This window comes from Streptomyces sp. CB01881 (assembly GCF_002953255.1).
Classification (GTDB): domain Bacteria; phylum Actinomycetota; class Actinomycetes; order Streptomycetales; family Streptomycetaceae; genus Kitasatospora.
On the sequence record NZ_CP026498.1, the window covers coordinates 7,456,506 to 7,475,625 of the forward strand.

The 19,120-nt window shown below is 69.9% G+C and carries 20 protein-coding genes and 1 tRNA gene; 6 read left to right on the forward strand and 15 right to left on the reverse strand.

Annotation, left to right across the window (positions count from 1 at the left end):
- Positions 1 to 319: 319 nt before the first annotated feature.
- Positions 320 to 1,618, reverse strand: coding sequence for an MFS transporter (locus tag C2142_RS22500; protein WP_148644323.1), 1,299 nt, complete (start codon positions 1,616 to 1,618; stop codon positions 320 to 322).
- Between the two features lie 113 nt (positions 1,619 to 1,731).
- Here C2142_RS22500 and C2142_RS22505 point away from each other — a divergent pair, with 113 nt between their 5' ends.
- Together C2142_RS22505 and C2142_RS22510 are read left to right on the forward strand one after the other, a co-directional pair.
- Positions 1,732 to 2,514: a helix-turn-helix domain-containing protein gene (locus C2142_RS22505; RefSeq protein ID WP_206670996.1), complete on the forward strand. Its 783-nt coding sequence runs from the start codon at positions 1,732 to 1,734 to the stop codon at positions 2,512 to 2,514.
- A 41-nt stretch (positions 2,515 to 2,555) separates the two neighbouring features.
- Positions 2,556 to 3,050, forward strand: coding sequence for a hypothetical protein (locus tag C2142_RS22510; RefSeq protein ID WP_148644324.1), 495 nt, complete (start codon positions 2,556 to 2,558; stop codon positions 3,048 to 3,050).
- 224 nt (positions 3,051 to 3,274) lie between these two features.
- On the opposite strand, the gene C2142_RS22515 is transcribed toward C2142_RS22510, so the two are convergent.
- The gene (locus C2142_RS22515) at positions 3,275 to 4,135 is read right to left on the reverse strand and encodes a hypothetical protein (RefSeq protein ID WP_206670997.1); all 861 of its coding nucleotides are present in this window, start codon (positions 4,133 to 4,135) and stop codon (positions 3,275 to 3,277) included.
- A 137-nt stretch (positions 4,136 to 4,272) separates the two neighbouring features.
- Complete coding sequence (locus tag C2142_RS22520) at positions 4,273 to 4,761, reverse strand: YajQ family cyclic di-GMP-binding protein (RefSeq protein WP_148644325.1); 489 nt, start codon at positions 4,759 to 4,761, stop codon at positions 4,273 to 4,275.
- A gap of 216 nt (positions 4,762 to 4,977) precedes the next feature.
- On the opposite strand from C2142_RS22520, the gene C2142_RS22525 reads away from it, so the two are divergent.
- A tRNA-Tyr gene (locus tag C2142_RS22525) sits at positions 4,978 to 5,058 on the forward strand.
- Between the two features lie 164 nt (positions 5,059 to 5,222).
- Here the strand turns inward: C2142_RS22525 and C2142_RS22530 are convergent.
- The gene (locus C2142_RS22530) at positions 5,223 to 6,623 is read right to left on the reverse strand and encodes a site-specific integrase (protein ID WP_148644326.1); all 1,401 of its coding nucleotides are present in this window, start codon (positions 6,621 to 6,623) and stop codon (positions 5,223 to 5,225) included.
- The gene (locus C2142_RS22535; RefSeq protein ID WP_148644327.1) at positions 6,623 to 6,808 is read right to left on the reverse strand and encodes a helix-turn-helix domain-containing protein; all 186 of its coding nucleotides are present in this window, start codon (positions 6,806 to 6,808) and stop codon (positions 6,623 to 6,625) included. The genes C2142_RS22530 and C2142_RS22535 overlap by 1 nt, the downstream gene beginning before the upstream one ends.
- Before the next feature lie 440 nt (positions 6,809 to 7,248).
- On the opposite strand from C2142_RS22535, the gene C2142_RS22540 reads away from it, so the two are divergent.
- Positions 7,249 to 7,497, forward strand: a complete 249-nt coding sequence (locus tag C2142_RS22540) for a hypothetical protein (RefSeq protein ID WP_148644328.1) — start codon at positions 7,249 to 7,251, stop codon at positions 7,495 to 7,497.
- Between the two features lie 279 nt (positions 7,498 to 7,776).
- Here C2142_RS22540 and C2142_RS22545 read toward each other — a convergent pair whose 3' ends face one another.
- From C2142_RS22545 to C2142_RS22585, 9 genes are all read right to left on the reverse strand, one after another.
- Entirely contained in the window at positions 7,777 to 9,753 is a 1,977-nt protein-coding gene (locus C2142_RS22545; RefSeq protein WP_148644329.1) for a DUF3987 domain-containing protein, read from the reverse strand.
- Positions 9,750 to 10,037, reverse strand: coding sequence for a hypothetical protein (locus C2142_RS22550; RefSeq protein WP_148644330.1), 288 nt, complete (start codon positions 10,035 to 10,037; stop codon positions 9,750 to 9,752). Before C2142_RS22550 ends, C2142_RS22545 begins: the two co-directional genes overlap by 4 nt.
- 244 nt (positions 10,038 to 10,281) lie before the next feature.
- Complete coding sequence (locus C2142_RS22555; RefSeq protein WP_148644331.1) at positions 10,282 to 11,277, reverse strand: hypothetical protein; 996 nt, start codon at positions 11,275 to 11,277, stop codon at positions 10,282 to 10,284.
- Positions 11,277 to 11,801, reverse strand: coding sequence for a hypothetical protein (locus tag C2142_RS22560; protein ID WP_148644332.1), 525 nt, complete (start codon positions 11,799 to 11,801; stop codon positions 11,277 to 11,279). Before C2142_RS22560 ends, C2142_RS22555 begins: the two co-directional genes overlap by 1 nt.
- A 3-nt stretch (positions 11,802 to 11,804) precedes the next feature.
- Entirely contained in the window at positions 11,805 to 12,170 is a 366-nt protein-coding gene (locus C2142_RS22565) for a hypothetical protein (protein ID WP_148644333.1), read from the reverse strand.
- Between the two features lie 139 nt (positions 12,171 to 12,309).
- Complete coding sequence (locus tag C2142_RS22570) at positions 12,310 to 12,483, reverse strand: hypothetical protein (RefSeq protein WP_153882808.1); 174 nt, start codon at positions 12,481 to 12,483, stop codon at positions 12,310 to 12,312.
- Complete coding sequence (locus tag C2142_RS22575; RefSeq protein WP_148644334.1) at positions 12,483 to 12,728, reverse strand: hypothetical protein; 246 nt, start codon at positions 12,726 to 12,728, stop codon at positions 12,483 to 12,485. Before C2142_RS22575 ends, C2142_RS22570 begins: the two co-directional genes overlap by 1 nt.
- Before the next feature lie 190 nt (positions 12,729 to 12,918).
- A complete protein-coding gene (locus C2142_RS22580; protein ID WP_148644335.1) occupies positions 12,919 to 14,190 on the reverse strand; it encodes a hypothetical protein in 1,272 nt (423 codons plus the stop codon).
- The gene (locus tag C2142_RS22585; RefSeq protein ID WP_148644336.1) at positions 14,187 to 14,468 is read right to left on the reverse strand and encodes a hypothetical protein; all 282 of its coding nucleotides are present in this window, start codon (positions 14,466 to 14,468) and stop codon (positions 14,187 to 14,189) included. Before C2142_RS22585 ends, C2142_RS22580 begins: the two co-directional genes overlap by 4 nt.
- A 481-nt stretch (positions 14,469 to 14,949) precedes the next feature.
- Between C2142_RS22585 and C2142_RS22590 the strand changes: the two genes are divergently transcribed.
- Both C2142_RS22590 and C2142_RS22595 read left to right on the forward strand, forming a co-directional pair.
- A complete protein-coding gene (locus C2142_RS22590) occupies positions 14,950 to 15,798 on the forward strand; it encodes a GntR family transcriptional regulator (RefSeq protein ID WP_148644337.1) in 849 nt (282 codons plus the stop codon).
- Positions 15,795 to 16,484 carry an HAD-IA family hydrolase gene (locus C2142_RS22595; RefSeq protein ID WP_148644338.1) on the forward strand — a complete coding sequence of 230 codons (690 nt, stop codon included), beginning with the start codon at positions 15,795 to 15,797 and terminating at the stop codon, positions 16,482 to 16,484. The genes C2142_RS22590 and C2142_RS22595 overlap by 4 nt, the downstream gene beginning before the upstream one ends.
- Before the next feature lie 325 nt (positions 16,485 to 16,809).
- Here C2142_RS22595 and C2142_RS22600 read toward each other — a convergent pair whose 3' ends face one another.
- Positions 16,810 to 18,561 carry an AIPR family protein gene (locus tag C2142_RS22600; RefSeq protein WP_148644339.1) on the reverse strand — a complete coding sequence of 584 codons (1,752 nt, stop codon included), beginning with the start codon at positions 18,559 to 18,561 and terminating at the stop codon, positions 16,810 to 16,812.
- Positions 18,562 to 19,120: the final 559 nt, after the last annotated feature.

The following is a 19,120-nucleotide window of genomic DNA, read 5'->3' on the forward strand; positions in this document are numbered from 1 at the left end:
CCATGGGAACTCATGAGTCCTCCTCGGCTGCGGCCCCGCGTGCCCGCCCCGGGAGGCCCCGGGGCGGGCCGTACTCGGCCAGTTCACCCGGTTGCCCGTGGCGTCGCATGCGGCGTGCACCCGCACGGGTGAGCGGGTGTCAGGGGCGCGTGTCGGAGGTTTGGCTCCCGCGTGAGCGGGGGCCGGGTTGCGCGGTGCCGGGTTTGCGCGGGGGTCCGGTTGTGCGGGGCCGGGTTGCGCGGGGTCCGGTTGTGCGGGGTCCGGTTGTGCGGGGCCGGTTCCGGGGTTCGCGGCCCCCGGGCGGTTACACCCGGGCGGGTCAGCTCTCGGCGGGCCAGGTCGCGCGGCGCAGCGTACGGCCGGCCGTCGCGGGCAACAGGCAGGCGGCGAGCGCCCCGGCGACCGTGGCCAGCGCGGCGGTGGGGGAGAGGTGGTCGAGGAGCAGTCCGCTGCCGAGCATTCCGGCCGGCATGCCGATGGTGAGCAGCGTCATGGTCGCGGCGACCACCCGCCCGCGGAGCTCGTCCGAGACCCGGCGGAACACCAGGAGGTCGATCATCACCCGCAGCGTCGGCGTCCCCAGTCCCACCAGGAACAGCGCGGCGAAGACGGTGGCGGCCCCGCCCGGCAGCAGTGGTGCCAGCGTCACCGGGACGCAGGTCCAGGCCACCGCCAGCAGCAGCGCGCCCGGTCCGGCCAGCCGGTGCAGCCGGCCGACCAGGAACGCCCCCGCGAGCGCCCCCGCCGCCTCGCCCGCCAGGGCCAGGCCGATCCCGCCGCTGGAGGCGCCGTGGCCGCGCAGCTGGACGATCACCGGCAGCAGCATCGCGGCGCCGGCCAGGTTGGTCACGAAGATGACGGCGAGGGCGGGGCGCAGCACCGGGTCGGCGGCCAGGCGGCGGAAGCCGGCCAGGGCGCCGCCACTGCTCCGCGGCTGCTGCTCCGCGGCCTTCGGCGGGCTCGGGAAGCGCACCGCCAGGGCGGCGGAGAGCGAGAGCAGCGTCGTCACCACGGCGCCGAGGAAGGGCACCGCCCGGCCGGCCCCGAACAGGTACCCCGCCAGTGGCGGCCCGATGAGCCCGGCGCCGCTCATCCGTGCCTCGTCCTGGGCGAGCGCCTGCCGCAGCTGCTCGGGCGGGACCACCGACCGCACCGCCAGCAGCCGGACCGGCCCGCTGTACGCGATGGTGGCGCCGATGGCGACGGCGACCAGCAGGGTGTGCACGACGGTGAGCCGGTCCAGGGCCATCGCCAGCGGGACGCTCCCTGCGGCGAGCAGCCGGACGGAGTCCGCGGTGATCAGCACCCGGCGGCGGTCGTACCGGTCGGCGACCGAGCCGCCGTGCAGGCCGAACAGTACGGTGGCGCAGATCTGCAGCGCCCCGAACGCCCCGGCGAGCGTGGACGAGCCGGTGAGCGCGAGCAGCAGCAGCGGGTAGGCGGTGTCGGCGACCTGCAGGCCGAGGGTGGCGGAGGCCTGGCCGGCCCAGAGCGCCTGGAACCGCCAGTTGCGGTACAGCGGGGCGAGGGCGGGCGCCCGGCCCGTCTCCCCGCCCGCTGTCTCCGAAGTCGTCTCCGTTGTCGTCGCCGGTGCGGTCCCTGCTGTCGTCGCTTCCATGCCCACCCCTCGCGTTCACGAAACCATTCACGTTCTCGTAAATGATTACCGAAGGGAGATTGCTCGCGCAAGGGTGATTGCGAGGACGGGCGGCGGTCTGCCAGGGTGGGGCCGTGGCCGAGAACGTTGAACAGCAGGCCGGCGGGGCCGGCGAACACACCGGCGAGCACGCGGGTGGGTACGCGGGCGGGTATGCGGGTGGCCAGGCAGGCGACCAAGCGGGGGATCAGGGGGGCGATCGGGGCGCGGGCCGCGCGGCCGACCGCGCCAGGGAGCGCCGGGTGGGCGACGCCGCCACCCTCAAGGCGTTGGCCGACCCGCTGCGCCTGGGCATCCTGGGCGCCCTGATGGGGGCCGACGGCGGTTCGCTCACCGCCAAGGAGATCGCGGCCGCCCTCGGCGAGCCGCAGACCAAGCTCTACCGCCACATCAAGCAGCTGGAGGCCGTCGGACTGATCCGGGTCGCCGGCACCCGGCTCGTCTCCGGCATCGTCGAGAGCCGCTACGCCGCCGCGCAGGAGTCGCTCCGGCTCTCCTCGGAGATCTTCTCCGCGGACTCCCCGGACCGCTCCGAGGCGTACGGTGCGGTGCTCGCCGGGGTGGACCGGGTCCGCGGCGACTTCCACGCCCAGGCGCAGGCCGGCCGGGTCGACTTCAGCGCCCCCAAGGACGGATCGGCCGGCCCGCCCAGCCTGTTCGCCGACTTCTCGCTCCGGCTCAGCCCGGCCCGACTGGTCCGCCTCCGTGGCCAACTCGCAGAAATCTTCGACGAGTTGATGGCGGAGGGGCGGAGCGAGGCGAAGGATGCGGTGGACGTGACCGTCCTCACCCTGCTCTACGGCCTCCAGCCGGAGCATTCCTCCCGGGCCGATTCCCGTACAGGCACGGAATCGTAAATGCCGGGCGGAGTGTCAGTGCCGTGGTTCAGGATGACTGAATGCCATACGAACTTCAGGCGCTGATCGGTCCGGCGGAGCTGCTCGCGGTGGCCGTGGCCGAGGTCCCGGCCGCCCACCTCAGCCCGCTGGCCCAGGGTCTGGCCCTGATCCCGGCTACCCCCGCCTTCCTGTCCGCGCTCCAACTCCGCGGCGGAGTAGGGGCGTCGGGTGGTAACGCCGGCTTCACGTGGTTCCCGGACGGGCTCGGGCTCCGGATCGCCGCCTGGTCCAAGGCCGGCCCGATCGCCTGCGTTGAGGCCGACTACTTCGGCGGCACCGGCACCCAGCGCGCCGCCGTCTGGTCCGACGGCCGGCTCGACCTCGGCCCGCTCACCAGTGGCGAGTTCGAGCCCTTCCCACCCGAGGGCAGCCCGATATCCCGCGCCCTGCGCCGGATCGGCGCGCGCGTGCAGGGCGGCTGCACCGACGAGTTCGAGGCCGTCGGCCTGCCCGCCCACTCCAGCACCGCCCGCTGGGTGACGCCTGCTGGGTGACGCCCGGTTGAGCCCGTTCCGGGTCGCACCCGGCGTGTCGCCCGCCTGTCGCCCGCCGCCCGGCCGTTCGGCGTAGCCGCGGCGGCTGGGCCGACTGCCCTGCTCCACGAGGAAGCGACACCCGTGCGTGCCACCTGGCGTCCGCAGCGCGCCGGTCCGCGCGCTGCGGAGCGAACCGGCCAGATCGGCCAAAGGGCGTGCGGGCAACAATTTCTGATGGATCCTCAGGTGGGGCCGGTGAGGGACGCGCAGGCGGAGCAGCGGCGGACGGCGGCGCGGCCGGTGTTCCCCTCGGTGGCCTGCGCGGGCCGGGCGCCGTCGATCAGTGTCCACAGGTCCGACGGAGGGCGGGGGATCCAGCCCCACCGCGGAGCGGCGACGTCGTGCTCGGCGACGTGGCCGCAGGCGCCGGGGCGATGGGCGTACCCGGTCGGGGAGATCAGGATCGCGTCCGGCCGGAAGCCGGTCCACGCCGTGCCGCCGGCCGTGGACGGCCCGAGGGCGCAGGCCGCGATCCGGTCTGCGAGGCCCTCGTAGTCGACGGGCTCGCCGCAGAGCCCCTGAACGGCGGTCATGCCCAGGCTGGCCCGCCCGGTGGCCTCCACGAGGCTGCGGGAGGTGACGTAGAAGCGCCACTGGCCGACGTCGAGCGGGTCGTAGTCGGCGTGGGTCCGCGCGGTGTGCAGGGCGAAGACGTAGACATCGGCGTTGTAGGACTGCTCCTCGGCGTCACCGCCCTCGGGGGACCAGGTGCGCCCGCGCAGCCGGGAGAAACGGATGTCCGACAGCCGGGCCTGCCCCCAGGCCTGGAGGTGGGCGCTGGTCTTGACCTCGATCCTGAGCCCGTCCGGCGTCAGGACGTCGAAGCTCTCCCACTCCGCGTTGCGCTCCACGGCGCCCACCGCCCGGTGGACCAGGAACTCCGCGAGCAGACCGCGGGTGGTGTTGGTCCGCAGGTCGGGCATCGCGTAGCGCCAGAAATCCAGCACCGTCCCGGTGTCCGCGCCGCGGAAGACCTCGCCGCCCTCAAGCGGCGTCAGTTCGGCCGGGGTGTGCGGGCCGTCGGGGGCGGAGGGTGAGGACACCGCCCCAGCCTGCCACGGGGCGCCCGGCGGCGGGGCGCACCGGGGGCGGCGGCCGAGATCTCCGGCGCCGCACCCCCGGTATGCCCCGTCATGCCCTCGCGGGCCCGGCCTGCGCCCGCGCAGACCGGGCCGCGTGACTAGCGGTAGTTCACGAACTGGAGCGCGAAGTCGAGGTCCTTGCCCTTGAGCAGGGCCTGGACGGTCTGCAGGTCGTCACGGCTCTTCGAGGTGACCCGCAGCTCGTCGCCCTGCACCTGGGCCTTCACGCCCTTGGGGCCCTCGTCACGGATGATCTTCGCGACCTTCTTGGCATCGTCCTGGGAGATGCCCTCCTTCACGTCCGCGAAGATCTTGTACTCCTTGCCGGACAGCTGCGGGTCCTTGGCGTCCAGGGCCTTCAGTGACAGACCGCGCTTGATGAACTTGCTCTGCAGCACGTCCAGCACGGCCTTCACGCGCTCCTCGCCGTTGGCCTTCATCTCGATCGTCTCGCCGGAGCGGCTGATCTCGGCGCCGACGTTCTTGAAGTCGAAGCGGGTGGCGATCTCACGGGAGGTCTGGTTGATCGCGTTGTCGACCTCCTGCCACTCGACCTTCGAGACGATGTCGAAACTGGAGTCGGCCATGGGTGTTGGTCTCCTTGATGCTCTGGCTTCACTGGCTCGGTCCGCCCCACGGGGCGTCCGCCGTCCCAGCCTATCCAGCCCCACCCCGCCCCCGCCCCCGACAGCCACGCCACGGCCCTTGATCATCACGTGACCAATCGAGTGGCGAACCACCCCCGGGGATCAGGTATCGTTTACGGAGTCGAACGGGGCAAGCACCCGCGAGACACCAATCCTGGCTGGTTGCCCGAGCGGCCAAAGGGAGCAGACTGTAAATCTGTCGCGCAAGCTACGCAGGTTCGAACCCTGCACCAGCCACAGGATAGAAAACAGGCCCTGATCTGCGGAAACGCAGGTCAGGGCCTGTTTTGTCGTGCTCGAACACCGGTCATGCCGGATGGTCGTTTTGCGTGCTTTGTCTCGCCTCGTTTCGCCCGGATCCCAGTCCTGACCAGCAGTTCCGGACCAGGCGCGGACCAGAATCAGGAGCCGTCGGGCGCCGGCCGGGGAGCAGGCCGCCGCTGGAGCCGCTCGGTGATGAGCCGGTTGGCGTGGTCCTCGTCACCGTGGATGCACTTGGCGTAGACGCGGAGCAGGACGGCGATGCTGTGCCCCGCACGCCGGGCGCACTCGGCCACCGGCACCCCGGAGGCCAGCCAGAGCGAGATCCCGGCGTGCCGGGCGTCGTACGGGCGCTTGGCGAGCGGGGTGGCCCGTTCGTCCTCGCTGAACACCTCGGCCCGCGCGGCGGCCCAGACGACGCCGTACCCGCTCTCCTGCACCATGCCGTTCCGGAAGGTCCGGAACAGCCGGCCGTCGGGCGCGGTGCCGTGCAGCTCGATGTGCTCCCGCAGCAGCCTCACCAACTCGGGCGGGATAGGGACAGGGCGGGTCGCCTTCTCCGGCCGGTGCTTCAGGCTGCGGGGATCGTGGGACGCGCCGCTGTCGGTCCAGGAGGACCCGACGCGGGGGCTGTTCCCGTTGAGGTTGAGCTTCCCCCAGCCCTCCGCCGGCAGGACGCACCGGTCCTTGCGGAGGTGCACCACCTCGCCCGGGCGCATGCCCGCGTAGTACATGCACCCGAAGAACGCCACCAGCCGCGGCCCGCGCCGCCCCTGCCGGCCGACGGCCTCCAGCATCGCGGCGGCCTGCTCGGGGCTCATGACGTACTCGGGATCGACCTCCTCCTCGGTTCGGGGCGGCTGCCACTGCACGGACGGCAGGGGATTGGCGGTCAGCAGGCCGTCCTCGACGGCGCGGCCCAGGACGTGGTTCAGGATCCGGCGCTTCCGGAGCGTGGTGGAGGCGGCAGCCTTGGTGCCGTCCAGCCTCACCGAGAGGGCGGCGAGCAGACGGCGGACCATCTTCGGGTCCGCCAGCTCGGACACGTCCACGGAGTTCCGCGCCACCCACACCAGGGCCTTCGCGACCTCGGCCGGCGGTTCATCGGTCCAGCGGTTCACGTTGAAGGCCCAGCTGTACAGCGCGCGCCGCACGAGCAGCTTGTCCGGCATCCCGGTCTTGCTCTTGACCAGCTCGAACGTGACGCTGGCCAGGGCGTCGGCCCACGTCGTTCGCGTCTTGGCCGGGGCACCGTCCCATCGGGCCTCGACATAGTTCCGTCCGTGCTGGTACCAGGTGACGGAGTTCTGCTCCTCCTGGCGCTGGCGAAGCTCCGCGAGCGGGAGACCCGTTTCGGTGTCGAAGGGTTGGTGAGAGGCCGCTGCGATGAGCAGTTCGGCCTTCCGGCCGTCCGCCTGGGTCTTCGTGAGGTAGGACTCGGAGAACTCCTGGCTGTTCACCGTCCACCGCACCATCCACGGCTTGCGGCGGTCGGGCCGGTGGCGGTGCTCCCAGAACGTGACCTTGTAGGAGGTGGGCATCAGGCGGCCACCTCACAGGAGTCGAGCCACGCGTCCAGGTCCGCCCGGTCGATCCGGACCTGACCGTTGGGGAGCTTGATGAGGCGCGGGCCCTTGCCCCGGGCGCGCATCCGGTAGAAGGCGGCACGGGACATACCGAGTTCGGCGAGCACGACGGGGAGCTTGAGCAGTTCGCGCTTGGGCATGGCGAAGTCTCCTGCTGTGGGTGCGGATGGTGGTTGTGGTGTGTAACGGGTCTTGTGTCATCTGGCGGGTGGTCTTGATCGGCGATGCTTCGGGCTGGTCGCGCCGGCGGCGCGACCAGCCCGCAGGCACCCCGCCGACGGGATTCCGCGCCCTGGCAGGCCGGTACGCAGTTGCGCTCTCATCGGCCAAAGAAGGTGCCTGACAGACGTCTGATCAAGGACTAGGTTCGACCCGCCAGGTCGGTGCATGCGCGAGAAAGGGGTGGGCGCAGTGGAAACGGCGGCGGGATGGTGGAAGTGGGAGATGAGCCTGGGGGATCTGGTGTCCGCCGGACTGTCAACGGTGGCACTTCTTCTTGCGACGTATCAGCTCGTCACTTCCAGGCCGAGAGTTGATCACGCAGCGACGGGCTGAGTTCTGCCTGGAGACACTGATGAGCTTGGCCTCACTCCTGGGCACCAGCGTGATCGGAGCTGCCCAATCCCAGGAGGTGAAATTGCACTTGGCAGTACTGCCAGCGCAGTACATGCCGACGCTGCGTCGGATAGCCGCCGATCCGGTGGGGGAGTTCACCGCGATACAGAATGATCTGATTGCCACTGGATCATCCGATTCGGCGGACACCTGGGTCCGGGAGAAGTGGGCGCAGGAGCTGAGTACAGCGGTTGCGGATGTGCAGGCGATGTAGCTCGCGGGGTGACGCTACTGTCACTGCTGGGGATGTGCTGGCGACAGGCTGGCCAAGAGCGGCTATCGGAGGACTCTCCATCGGGACGGGAGTCGGGGCCGGATGCGTCAGGGATGTCAGGGGAACTCGCTGACCTGCCGACATGGCCCCTGTTGGGGCGTCAGGGATTGTCAGGGCTGTCAGGAGATCTCGGTTATCCCTGGCAGCCCTGACGTTCCCTGACAGGCCGTCTGGTGGCGCTTTGGGCTGGTCGGGGCTTAGTCCTGACATCCCTGACGGTTACCTGGTCGCGTCCGTGCCGGTGGGGGTGCTCGCGACCGGGTGAACGCGGTAGGTGACGGCCTGGGGGCGCCCACGCTGGCCACTGGCGGGGGGCTGGTCGGAGCGGAGCCAGCCGTGCTGTTCGAGCAACTGCAGGGCAGGCTCGACGTCGGCGACCTTCTTGAAGCGGCGGCTACTGGCGACGGCGTCGTGGGCCTTGATGTGGGTGCGGTGGGTGCCGTCCTTCCGGGGTCGTTGGAGCCACTGGAGGAGGGCGTGGGCGTCGTCGGTGGCGGGGTCGGCGGCGATGAGGTCGAAGACGGCGAGGGTGTGGGCGGTGTAGTACTCGGCGATCTCGGCGGCGCGGTCGACGGTGGCCGGCTGGACGGGGGCTCGCCAGTCGACGGCGGTGTGGTCGGCGAGGTGGAGCAGGGTGGCGATGCGGGCGATGTGGCCGACGAGTTTGCCGGCCCAGTCCTTGATGTGGGCGAGCGGCTCGTCCGGGCGGAGCTGGACCTCGTACCTCTCCTGGAGCTTCTCGATGGCGAGGTCGGCTGCGTCGGTCATCGTCACGGTGACGGGCTCGTCCAGGGCGGTCAGGGTGTGCAGGAGCGCGGTGAGGCGGACGTCGTAGGTGGTGGCCGTGGCGTCAGGGATGGGGGTGGTGCGGATCTTGCGGTAGCCGAGGTTGGAGGGCGGCAGGGAGTAGAGGAAGCGGGCGAGCAGGCCGCGGTCGCGGGCGCCGGGGGCGGCGCCGAGTTCCTGGAGGACGGCGGGCTGCGGGGTGACGCCGATGGTGAGGGCGGGCTTGTCGACAGTGGGCTGCTCGCGGGTGATGCGGTCGGTCTGGAGCCGCTCGCCCTTGTGGGCCTGGAGGAAGACGCCCAGGTTGGGCTTGCTGCTGTAGCGGCCGGCGATGCTGTCGAACAGGTCGCCCTCCGGGCTCAGCGCGGCGAGGCAGCGGTGGACGCCCAGGTGGTGGGTGACGGTCTCGGGGGTGAGGTCCCCGGACATCGTTAGGCGGGGGGTCGGCGGGACCGCGATCTCCTCGGCGACCATTCGGGCGGCGGAGATCTCGGCGACCAGGTGTGCGCGGTCGAGGTCGGGGTTCTTGCGAGCCTTGTGCATGAGGGCCTCGACCTCGGCGAGGGCGGTCTCCTTGGCGGTCTGGGCCTCGATGATCGCCATCTTGGCGCCGGCCTGGAGCTCGTCCTCGACCCGGTAGACGGGGCCGGTCATGAACGCGAACACGTCGCTCTTGCGGCTGGCCGGGGGCATCGCGCAGACCAGGTAGAGGTTGGACTGCTCGCGCCAGCCGGGCCGGATCTCGACGTTCACGCGACCGCCGGCGGCGGTAGAGAGGGCGGCGAGGGCCATGGTGGCAGCCATGTCGGGCGGGGTCTGGGTGAACTCGGCGACCGCTTCGACGTAGGCGCCGACCCAGTCGGGCAGGGCGTGGACGGGGAACGTGGGCAGGGCGCCGTGGGAGTCGAGGGGGACGGGGGCGAGCCAGGTCTCTCCGGAGGCGAGGTCGGCGAGCGCCGCGAGGGCTGCGGTGCGGACGTCGGCGAGGTCGGCGTGCTGGTCGCCGGCAAGGTGGGCGAGACGGCTGGTGGTGGTGTTGATGCGGCGGCGCTCGGCGCCGGCCCGGACGAGGTCGGCGTAGTACTCGCCGTTGGCGGCGGTGGGCGTGGCGGCGATGCAGGTGTGCAGGTAGCCAGGCCCGCCGACCTTGTTCAGGTCGCCCTGGGCGTGCAGGACGTCGGTCAGCAGCAGCGGGTCGACGGGCCGCCCGGCCATGCTCATGCGGGTGATGGTGCGCCAGATCGTCTCGTGGGCGGGGCGGTAGAACACGCCCGGGTCGCCGAGGACCTCGGCGAGGGCGGGGATGCGGGTGGGGTCGAGCAGAGCGGCGCCAATAACGGCCTGCTCGGCGGTGAGGACCTCGGCGGGCTCCGGCCGGAACGGGATCACGTTCAAGGAGTTCTCGGTCACCGCTCGTCCTCGTTGGGAAGTTGGTGGTGGTCGAGCCAGGCGAACGCGGAGGTGGCCTGGGCGCCGTTGCAGACGTCGGTGGCGGCGCCGGGGACGCTGACGGGGCGGACCCGGGGGTCGATGAGGCTGGCGTACAGGCGCGTGCCGTGGTGCACGCAGGCCTTGGCGGCGTCGCCGTGGCGGTTGAGGACGGTCACGGCGTCACGCGGGCCCTCGCACGGGCTGGCGTCGCCGAGGTGGGCGGCCTCGCAGCGGGGCTGCGGCGCGGTGGTGTTTCCGGGCATGCTTGAAGACCTCTGGTCTCTGAGAGGGATCGGATTGGCCCCGCAGCAACCGCCAGTCACCCGGCAAGGTCGACGGTTGTTGCGGGGCTTCGTGCGTTTAGGGCCGCGTTCCCAGGCCTGTAGGTGGGCGCCAGGGCCCGGGGCGTGAGCGGACTCCCGTGGTGATCCACATCCCCTTCCGGGGAGAGGCTAGATCTGCGGCTAGACGTAGACGCTAGATGGCTGACCTGCGCGTCTAGTGCGTCTAGGCGGTCTGCCGGGAAGCGGGGGAGGGGCTCTGGAAGGGGCTCCCCTCCCCCGCGAGCGCGGTTTCATCCGCGGTCAGGTCGGGGACCAGGTGGGCGGGCAGCCGCGGGGAGCGGCCGAGCTCCTTGGCGAGTTGGTCGTACCTGACGCCGAGCTGGTTGTCGCCCTTGATGCTGATCCCGGTGACGGGCAGACCCGCGTCGCGGAGCTTGGCGGGGAAGCTCGACTTGGTGAAGCCGAGGTAGCGGCCGGACTCCTGGAGGCCATTGAGGAGGTCCACGACGTGAACGCCCGCGCGGCCCTGGAGGTCGGCGTGGGCAACGGCGTGCTCGACGTAGAGGCGGAGGTCGTCGCGCCACTCTCCCGAGTCGACCAGCACCAGCTCCGACTCCTGCTCGTCCCCCGGTTCCACCACGCTGGCGGACGCGATCGGAAGCACGAGCGGCGTCGCGGCGACCAGCTCGGCCGGCACCGCGCGGACGGCCAGCGCGAACGGCTTGTCCCCGCGTGCCAGGCACGCGCCGACGCCGCCGAGCACGCTGAACAGGAACACGTTGCCCGAGAACATCCACGAGGCTGCCAGCACCCCGGCGACCGGCGACGCGAGTATCGCGCACCGCCAGGCGGCGATCCGGTGGCGTCGATGCCGCACGTGGCCGGGGTCGAGCACCGGCATGGTGAACTCGCCCAGGGCCGACATCGCGGCGTCGTGGCGCCGTGCCTCGAAGTCGGCCGTGGCCAGCGCGGTCATCTGGGCCGGGACCAGGCCACCGTTCTCCTCGGCGGACCGGCGAAGGCGGGTGGCCTTCTTGTGGGCGGCCCTCGCCTGGCGGCCGGCCTCGGCCACGGCGGTGGCGTGGGCCTCCTGGCGGGCCTTGACGATGCGCCGGATGATCTCCTCCTCGCTGACGGTGTGGCCGCCGGCCCAGTGAGCGAGGAACAGCGCGATGTGCTGGGCGCCGCGCTGGGTGCGCTCGATGGTGGGCGCGGTCATCAACCGATCACCAGCTCGCCGATCCAGGAGACCAGCGGGACGCCGACCATCGCGGCCCAGCCGCCGATGGAGGAGGCGATGCCCCAGGTCGCGCCGGTAAGGGCGCCGGAGACGGCCAGTGCCCGCTCCTTCCACGACTTGGCGAACCAGATGAACAGGGCGACGCCGACGACCAGGACCAGGACCAGCCAGGAGCCGGAGTAGGAGAGCACCTCGCCGGTGGAGACGTCGACGGCGCCGGCGCCGTCCTGGCCGATGCCGACGTGGCCGACCGCCTGCCCGGCCTTGTTGCCGGTACCGGTGAACCCGCCGGAGATCTTGCCGATCACGCCGCCGGTGACGGCGGAGGCCAGGACCATCGTCAGGGCGGGCCCGACCCAGGGCAGCCAGACGGCCCGTCGCTTCAGCGAGGCCACGGTCCGGCCGTTGGAGTAGTAGAGCGCCATGGCGGTGATCGCCATCACGGCGAAGCCGAACGCGGCGCCGGCGCGGGTGACGACGTGGGTGAAGTCGATCAGGTTCACGGCTCAGCTCTCCATGATCCAGGCGGCGATGAGGGTACGGACGGGGGAGGCGAAGAGGGTCCCGGCGACGGCGGCGACCAGGACAACGGCGGCCGCGCGGCGGACGAGGGGCCGGATGCGGCCGTTGGCCATGACCACCGAGGCGTACACGCTGGTCATGGCGGCCAGCCCGAACGCGGCGGCCGGGCCGTAGGTGGCGATCAGCGGCAGGGCGGCGTGGTCGGTCCACCACGGGGCGAGGACGATGCCGACGCCCAGGGTCGCGGCGGTCCGGACCGGGTGCTGCAGGCGGGCGGCGCGCTTGACGCGCTGCCAGTCGACGGCGTTGTGGTGGTCGGTGGGCAGCTGGGGGATCTGGTCGTAGCTCACTTCCACCCCCGGCGGATCAGCTCGCGGACGCACAGGCACGCGATTACGGCGTCGACCAGTAGGAACAGCAGGCACAGCGTGTAGGCCATGGATCTCTTCCTTAGGAGGGGGCCCGGCCGGAACCGGGCCCAAGGGGTGGTCAGGAGGAGCTCCGCGAGGCACCCGGGAGGTACCGCCAGGCCGTGATGCTGCGGCTGGTGGGGAGCGCGTCGATCGCGGCGTGCCCGGCCCTGTCCGCCTTGCGGACGGCCTTCGCCCTGCGCTGCTGGCGGGACTGGGGCTGGGCGGACTGCTTCTTGCCGATGCCGAACATCAGGCGCCCTCCCCAATCTGGCCGACGAGGACGAACGGCTCGCCGTCCAGCTCACAGATCGCCCTGATCTCGGCGGGGCGCCGGCCGTCGGCGGAGGCGTCGGTGACCACTAGGCGGTGGCACCACGACTGGCGAGCGAGGCCGCCGACCTCGTCGATCGTCAGAGGGTCAGCCAGGCGGTAGGCGAGGCCGCCGCCGTCGAGGCGGGCGATGCCCAGGCCGGGCACCTGCTTGTGCGTGCTCATCGAGCACCGCCCTTCGCGCCGACGAGACGGGTGAGCAAGCGAGCGGCGGCGCCGGCGGCGTGGGCGCGGTCCGCTTCGGTGATGGGCGGGATGGGGGGTGCGATTCTGGTCAGGGTCATGACACTGCCCTCAATGTGTGCGTGGTGGGGCGAATCTGGGAGAGGGGGGAAGATGTCCTCGCGGCGGACGCTCAGGCGGCGGTCGGCGGGTTGTTGCGCTCGGTGTCGACGTGGCGGCGCAGGCGCACGGCGTAGTCGTTGCGGCAGCCGAGGGCGTCGCGCACCTTCTTGGTGGTGAGCTCTTGGCCGTGCGAGGCGAGGTCGTCGGCCAGGGCGCGAATCCTGGTGAGGTCGACCGGGTCGAGGAGGCGTTTCCCGGCGACGCCGGAAGCGTTCCCGACAGCCTCGTCCGTGCGGCCTGCCCTGGGCGCCTCGGAATCGGGTGCGGGTACGTATGACCCCGTTCCGTAAAGGGCTTCCAGGCTTTCGACCGTGATCGGGGAAGCTTTCCGCAAGTCGTCGGGAACGGTGTCGAGGTAGACGCCGTCGGACGGCCCGGAGGGCAGCGGGAGGGTGAGGGCGGGGAACGGGTCGTCGGGCATTCCCGGCCACAGATCGGCGGGCGCCGGGAGCGCGCTCAGCTCCGCCACCCGGGCGCGGGCATTGAGCCGCTGGGCCAGCAGGTCGGCCGTCAGGCCGGGGACGGTGACGCCGTGGACGTACTCCCACGCGATCCGCCACGCTTCGTCGGCCAGCAGCTCGCCGAACGGGGCGGCGGACAGCAGGCGGTCGGCGACTTCCCGGACTTCGGGGTGGTGCTCGGAGCGGCGGCGGGCGTGCTCGGCCCGTTCCTTCGCCTGCTTCTTCTCGGCGGTGGTCGGGCCGCGGCCGCCGTGGGTCTGGAGGTCGGTCAGCCAGACGGCGCCGATGCTGGACAGGGCCAGCACGAACGCGACCCAGTGGTGCGCGGGGTACTGCTGCCAGCCGTGGGCGAAGTTGATGCCCCCGGCGACCGCGCCGGCCGCCCACGCGCCGAGTCGGTAGGTGCGGGTGGAGCGCTCGCCTTCGGCCTGGGCGCCCATGGCGACCAGCGCCCACGCGCCGCCCTCCAGCATCGCGGCCAGCAGTACCGCGAGCAGCAGGTACACCTCGGCGTGGTCGAGCGCGGCGACCTGAGACGCCACGGCCGGCACGATCGAGCAGGCCTGCACGAACCGGACGAACGCTCGCGAAGGGTTGGCCGTCACCCACCCGGTCGCCCGGCCGAGGCGCGCGGCTCGCGCCGCCCGTCGCCGGTTCCGGGCCTCCTCGGCGGCTCGCCGGTCGGCCTCCCGCTGCTGGCGGGCCGCCTCGGCGTCCAGCCGGTTCTGCTCGCGCTCCTCCCGCCGGTCCGCTCGGGCGTCGGCGCGGTCGGCCTGACGGTCGGCCCGCCGCTCGGCGCGGTAGTCGCCCAGGCCGCTCACGCCGCCACCCGCTCGACGCTGGCGGTGCGACGGGTGACTACCGGGCGCCGCAACGGCAGCACCGGCGCCGTCCTCATCTGCTGCTCGGCGTAGGCAGCCAGCTCCGGGTCCTCCCGGCGCAGGTCCGCCAGCACCGCGTACGCCACGTCCAACCGGGCCTGGCGCTCGATCGCCGACTCGCCGACCACGCCGGCGAACAGCTCCTCGTCCACGCCCAACGCCAGCTCCGCGAACTCCTCGGTGCCCAAGGCGTGTTGACCTGCAACAATCGACTTCACGGGTCTACCTCTTCCAGTGGGAGGTGGGCCCCAGGGGCTGCCGCGCGCCCGGCCAAGGAAAGCGCGGCGGCCCCGAATCCAGGGCCAGCTACTCGTCACGTCACGAGCAGCCATGACCCCCGACCCGCCGCGGGCGGCACGGATCAGGGACCAAAGACACTCGTTCACTGAGACCGCGCCGGTCCGGAGCCGAGGAGCTCGGCGGTGAACTGGCGGGGGGTGCGTCTTTCAAGGCGGACGCGGACCTCTCGGTCCATGCCATCCGCATGCCAAGGCGCGGTCGACCTCGGCCCGATCTGTCCCGGGCCCCTTCGCCTATCCCCATAGGCGCATTTGTGCAGCTCAGAGCAGCCCAAAGAAGGCCCCTCCGTGTCGCCCCTGTCTCACTTGGTGCGGCACTCACAACATAGACAACCTGCTTAGGCAGGTCAAGAGAGTTGGGTTTCTCGCGCCTGTTGGGCACCTCCCCTAGCATTGGCCCATGGCCCTAGACCCGGATGACTCTCGCCCCCCGTATCAGCAGGTCGGCAGCTCTCTGCGGGCCTCGATCCTCACGAAGAAGCCGGGCTTCGAGACCGGCGACAAGCTTCCTTCCGGCCCCGAATTGGCGAAGCACTTCGGCGTGGCGCGCGGCACGGTGGACAAGGCGCTCGACCTGCTCCGCACGGAGGGGTTGATCGTGACGCGGCAGGGGAGCGGCTCCTTCGTCCGCGAGAGGACCTCTCGACCGGTCGGGCTGCGGCCCCACCTCGAAGCGGCCTTCGAGCAGCAGCAGGTGACCCTCGACTTCGCCGGGTTCTCCAGCGAGACGCTGCACAACGCGCTGCAGGAGCCGCTCGACAAGGTCCGCTCCGGCCGGCTGGCGCCGGAGTCCATCACGATCCGGTTGCTGCTGCCGGACACCACGGCGCCGATGGCTGTGCCGGTCCTGGTCGACGGGCTCCAGGACGAGGAAGCCCTCCGGGAGCGTGCGCGCAACATCGCCCTGACGAACGCCGGCGGCATCGCGCACTCGGTGGAGATGTTGGCGGAGCTGGGGCTCGTCCAGAAGGCAAGCGTCGAGGTCAAGGTCCACCGGGCGTCCAGCCTCTTCAAGCTGTACATCCTGAACCGCGCGGAGGCGTTCTTCGGCTTCTACCCGCTCCGCGAGCGCACGGTGACGATCGCGGACGCGGCCCACACCTTCTACGACGTGACCGGCAAGGACACCACCCTGTTCCACCACGCCGCCGGCCCGGATGACGCCTCGCTCGGGTCGCAGTACGTCCAGCAGGCCCAGATGTGGTTCGACAGTGTGTGGAGCACGATCGCGTACGAGCGGCAGCCATGACCGCCACCCCTCAGCAACTTGCCGACGTGCTGCGGCCGGTGAAGCACGTACTCCTCGACTTCGACGGCCCGGTGTGCTCAGTCTTCGCCGGCCTCCCCGCCCCGGGGGTGGCGCGGCGTCTCCGTGAGGGCCTGCTCGCCACCGGCGAGAAGGCCCCGGCCGGGGCGGAGGAGGAGAGCGACCCGCTAGCCCTGCTCCGGCTGGTCTCAGAGGCCCGCCCCGATCTCACGGACAGCACGGACGCCGCGCTGGCCGCGCTGGAGACCGAAGCTGTTCGGGTAGCCCACCCGACCCCCGGCGGAGAATCGGTTCTGCGTGCGTCTGCCCGCTCAGGCCGGCTGGTCTCCGTGGTCAGCAACAACGCAGGCGCGGCCATCGAGACCTACCTCGCCGAGCACGGCCTCGGCGACTACGTGGTCGGCGTCTTCGGACGTTCCCCGGGCGACCCCTCCTCCATGAAGCCGAACCCGCGTCTCCTGCTCGAAGCTATGAAGGCCGCGGGCACCGGGCCGGAGCACTGCATCTTCATCGGCGACGCGGCCCGCGACGTTGAGGCTGGGGAGGCCGCTGGCGTCCCGACGATCGGATACGCCAACAAGCCGGGGAAGGACGTCAAGCTGGCTGGCGCCGGTGCCGTGGTGATCGTGGACTCGATGGAGCTCATCGCGGACGCCCTGGCCCGATGAACAAAGGTCTGATCAGGCACCGTGCTGGCCTGCGGCTGGAGACCAGCACGACCCGCTGACCAGTGTGTATGCCGTCGTCGGTTGTCAACGTTTGGTGGCGCTGGTTGACCTCATACGGCCGAGAGGAGGCCCCGGAACTCACCGTCCGGGGCCGTCTGCATTGCAAGCTGAAGAGAATGGCTCTTGGTGCCGCAAAGCTGCACCATTCAAGCCGCAGGCTGCCCGACTCGTACGGGGAGACCAGAGGGCCGGGGATTTTCAATGAGCGTCGATCCCGGGCCTTCTTCGTCTGACTACTTTCGGCTGATGTATCGAAAGCCAAGAATCAGACTTCGGCGCTCAACGCCTTGACCTTTTGCAGTAGAGCCTCCTGGTTGCGACGGTTGCGCACATCGTCCTTGCGCAAACTCCTGCCTTGGCTCAAGACGGACTGAAACTGCTCGGTGGCAAGCTTGACCGCAGTAGTGATCGCTGCTTCAATTTTCTCCGAGTCTGAAATCTTGAACTTAAGCTTCTTGGCTTCCCTGAGTCGCCGTCTTGCTGTCTCCGGCTCAGGGGTTTCGAAGAGAGGTACAAGCCCCGGCGTGATCAAAGCGGACACCATCATCGCGATGTGATACTTCGCGGCTTTGAGAGTATTTGAGTCGGGCGTCCGGGCGAAGAATCTGTCTACGCGGTACAAAATCCAGGCTGCGTAGTAGTAAGCCTCGACGGAGTATTCATCCCAAACAAGCGAGCCCTCAGCTTCTAGCTCCTTTGGAGTGCCGATCGCTCGGAAAGAATCGCCAAACAGTGTTGCAGCGACTGCTCGGTTGAGCTCGGGAGTCGTGACAACGCGAGTCCGCGGGAAATCAAGAGACGCGTGCTGGTTCTGCCGCAGATAACGTAGGCCGGTTACGCCCGACTGGTTGAAAAACTCTTCCACATCCTTTGCCATCTGGGAACTCGCCTGGATGTCAGTTGAGCTGATGGGAGTTTGCAGGTTAGTGGCGATCGCCACGCTCGTTCGCACCCCGGCGTCGCCTGAGCTGACAATCTTGACCGGGATCCAAAGGTCAGAGAGAAGGGCGGGATTGGCCTTAACCGCTTCGCTGGCCGCCCACCTTGCGAGCTGGTGACTCGTCTGTCCGCCGTTTACGATCTGATACCCGGATATGAAGAATCTGTCACCCGACCCTTGGAGAGATGTTGCAATGATCGTGAGCCCGTTGTTGAGGAAGGGAAAGTGCTCCCGGTCGTCGCTCTGGAGGGTTCTCGCGATCCGGATATTCACTGGGTTTTGGCTGCCGAGATCGAGGCGCACATTGTCGTCGAAGATCCCTGGCCGTACGGAGCCAGTTTCATCCGTCAGCAACTTCATCACCTCCGCGCCGGACAAAAGCCCGATGTAAGCTTCGCTCACGCGCTCAGTCGCAGGGATGGTCTGCCGCTTCTCGAAGTTAAATCGAATGTTCTGTGGCCCGTGACGCTCTTTCAGCTTTGCGGCTAGCGCATCGTGGCCATGAGTTTCGAGGTGGAAGGTTTCTGAATAAATGCCGAGATCTCGAATGCGGCCGATTGCTTCTGTGACCTGAAGTTCTTGCTGTGCGCTTTTGCCGTCATTGCTGCTGGTGGTGACATAGAAGAGTTCGCACGGGATTCGCGTCTCTTGAAACTTGTCGCCGTTCTCTGCGATCCGATCGATCAAAGCAGCCAGGTCGACCAGGGCTGGAGGAAGCTTGACGCTGTTCGAATTAATCGCGTACTTTGTCACAGCCTCGACGCCGTGGAGAAACTTCGCGATGAGCTTAGAGTCGTAGGACTCGCTTGTCTTGGCCTGGATGAAGACTACCCTAGCCGAATTAGATGTCTGATCGGAGATAAGGTCGTCGATTTCAGAGGGTTCGAAGACGATCTGTCCGTTGACTACGACGGCAGCGATATCGATTCCCTCATCGGTGCCACCGCCGAGAACAGTGCGCTCGATCTGCTCAACATCGTCCCGTACGTAAGGGAAGAGGTAGTTGGCTGCGACGTACAGCTCGAACTGCTTCGCCTCGTTCCCCTCGAAGCCAAAGTCTCGTGCAAACTTGGCCACTCGCTTTCCCGTGAGCGTGTGCACTTCATCCCCTAGCCAGCGCGAGCGCTGATCGTCATCACGGTGTGCTGGCCAGTGAGCGTAGCGTTTCGGTCGCGCCGTGTTAACCCGTCACCCACCCCAGCTCCCGTTTCATCCCAGCGTCGGCCGATCCCCCGGCGGACACAGGCTCTGGCCGCGCGTCGATCGTGCGGTGCTCGCGACCCATGGCCCGGTCTCTTCCCGTTCCGCACGGCGCGCGCGGAGCGGGCCGACGGTGGGAGCGGCGCCCGCAGCGTGCCCCGCGCCGGGGCTTGATGAAGTGGCGACACTCGTAACGGTCCGTCCTCCTGTCCTGCCCGTATCTACTTGTTGGCAAGGGTCACCGCGACCATGATCCGGACCAGGGGCGGACCAGATCAGGCCCGGGAGCAGGAGTTGCATGGTCAGAACGCCCCTGGCCAGCGGCCTGTAAATCTGTCGCGCAAGCTACGCAGGTTCGAACCCTGCACCAGCCACTGGATTACCAGACCGGCCCGAACAGCGGAAACGCTGTTCGGGCCGGTTCTGTTTTCCGGGC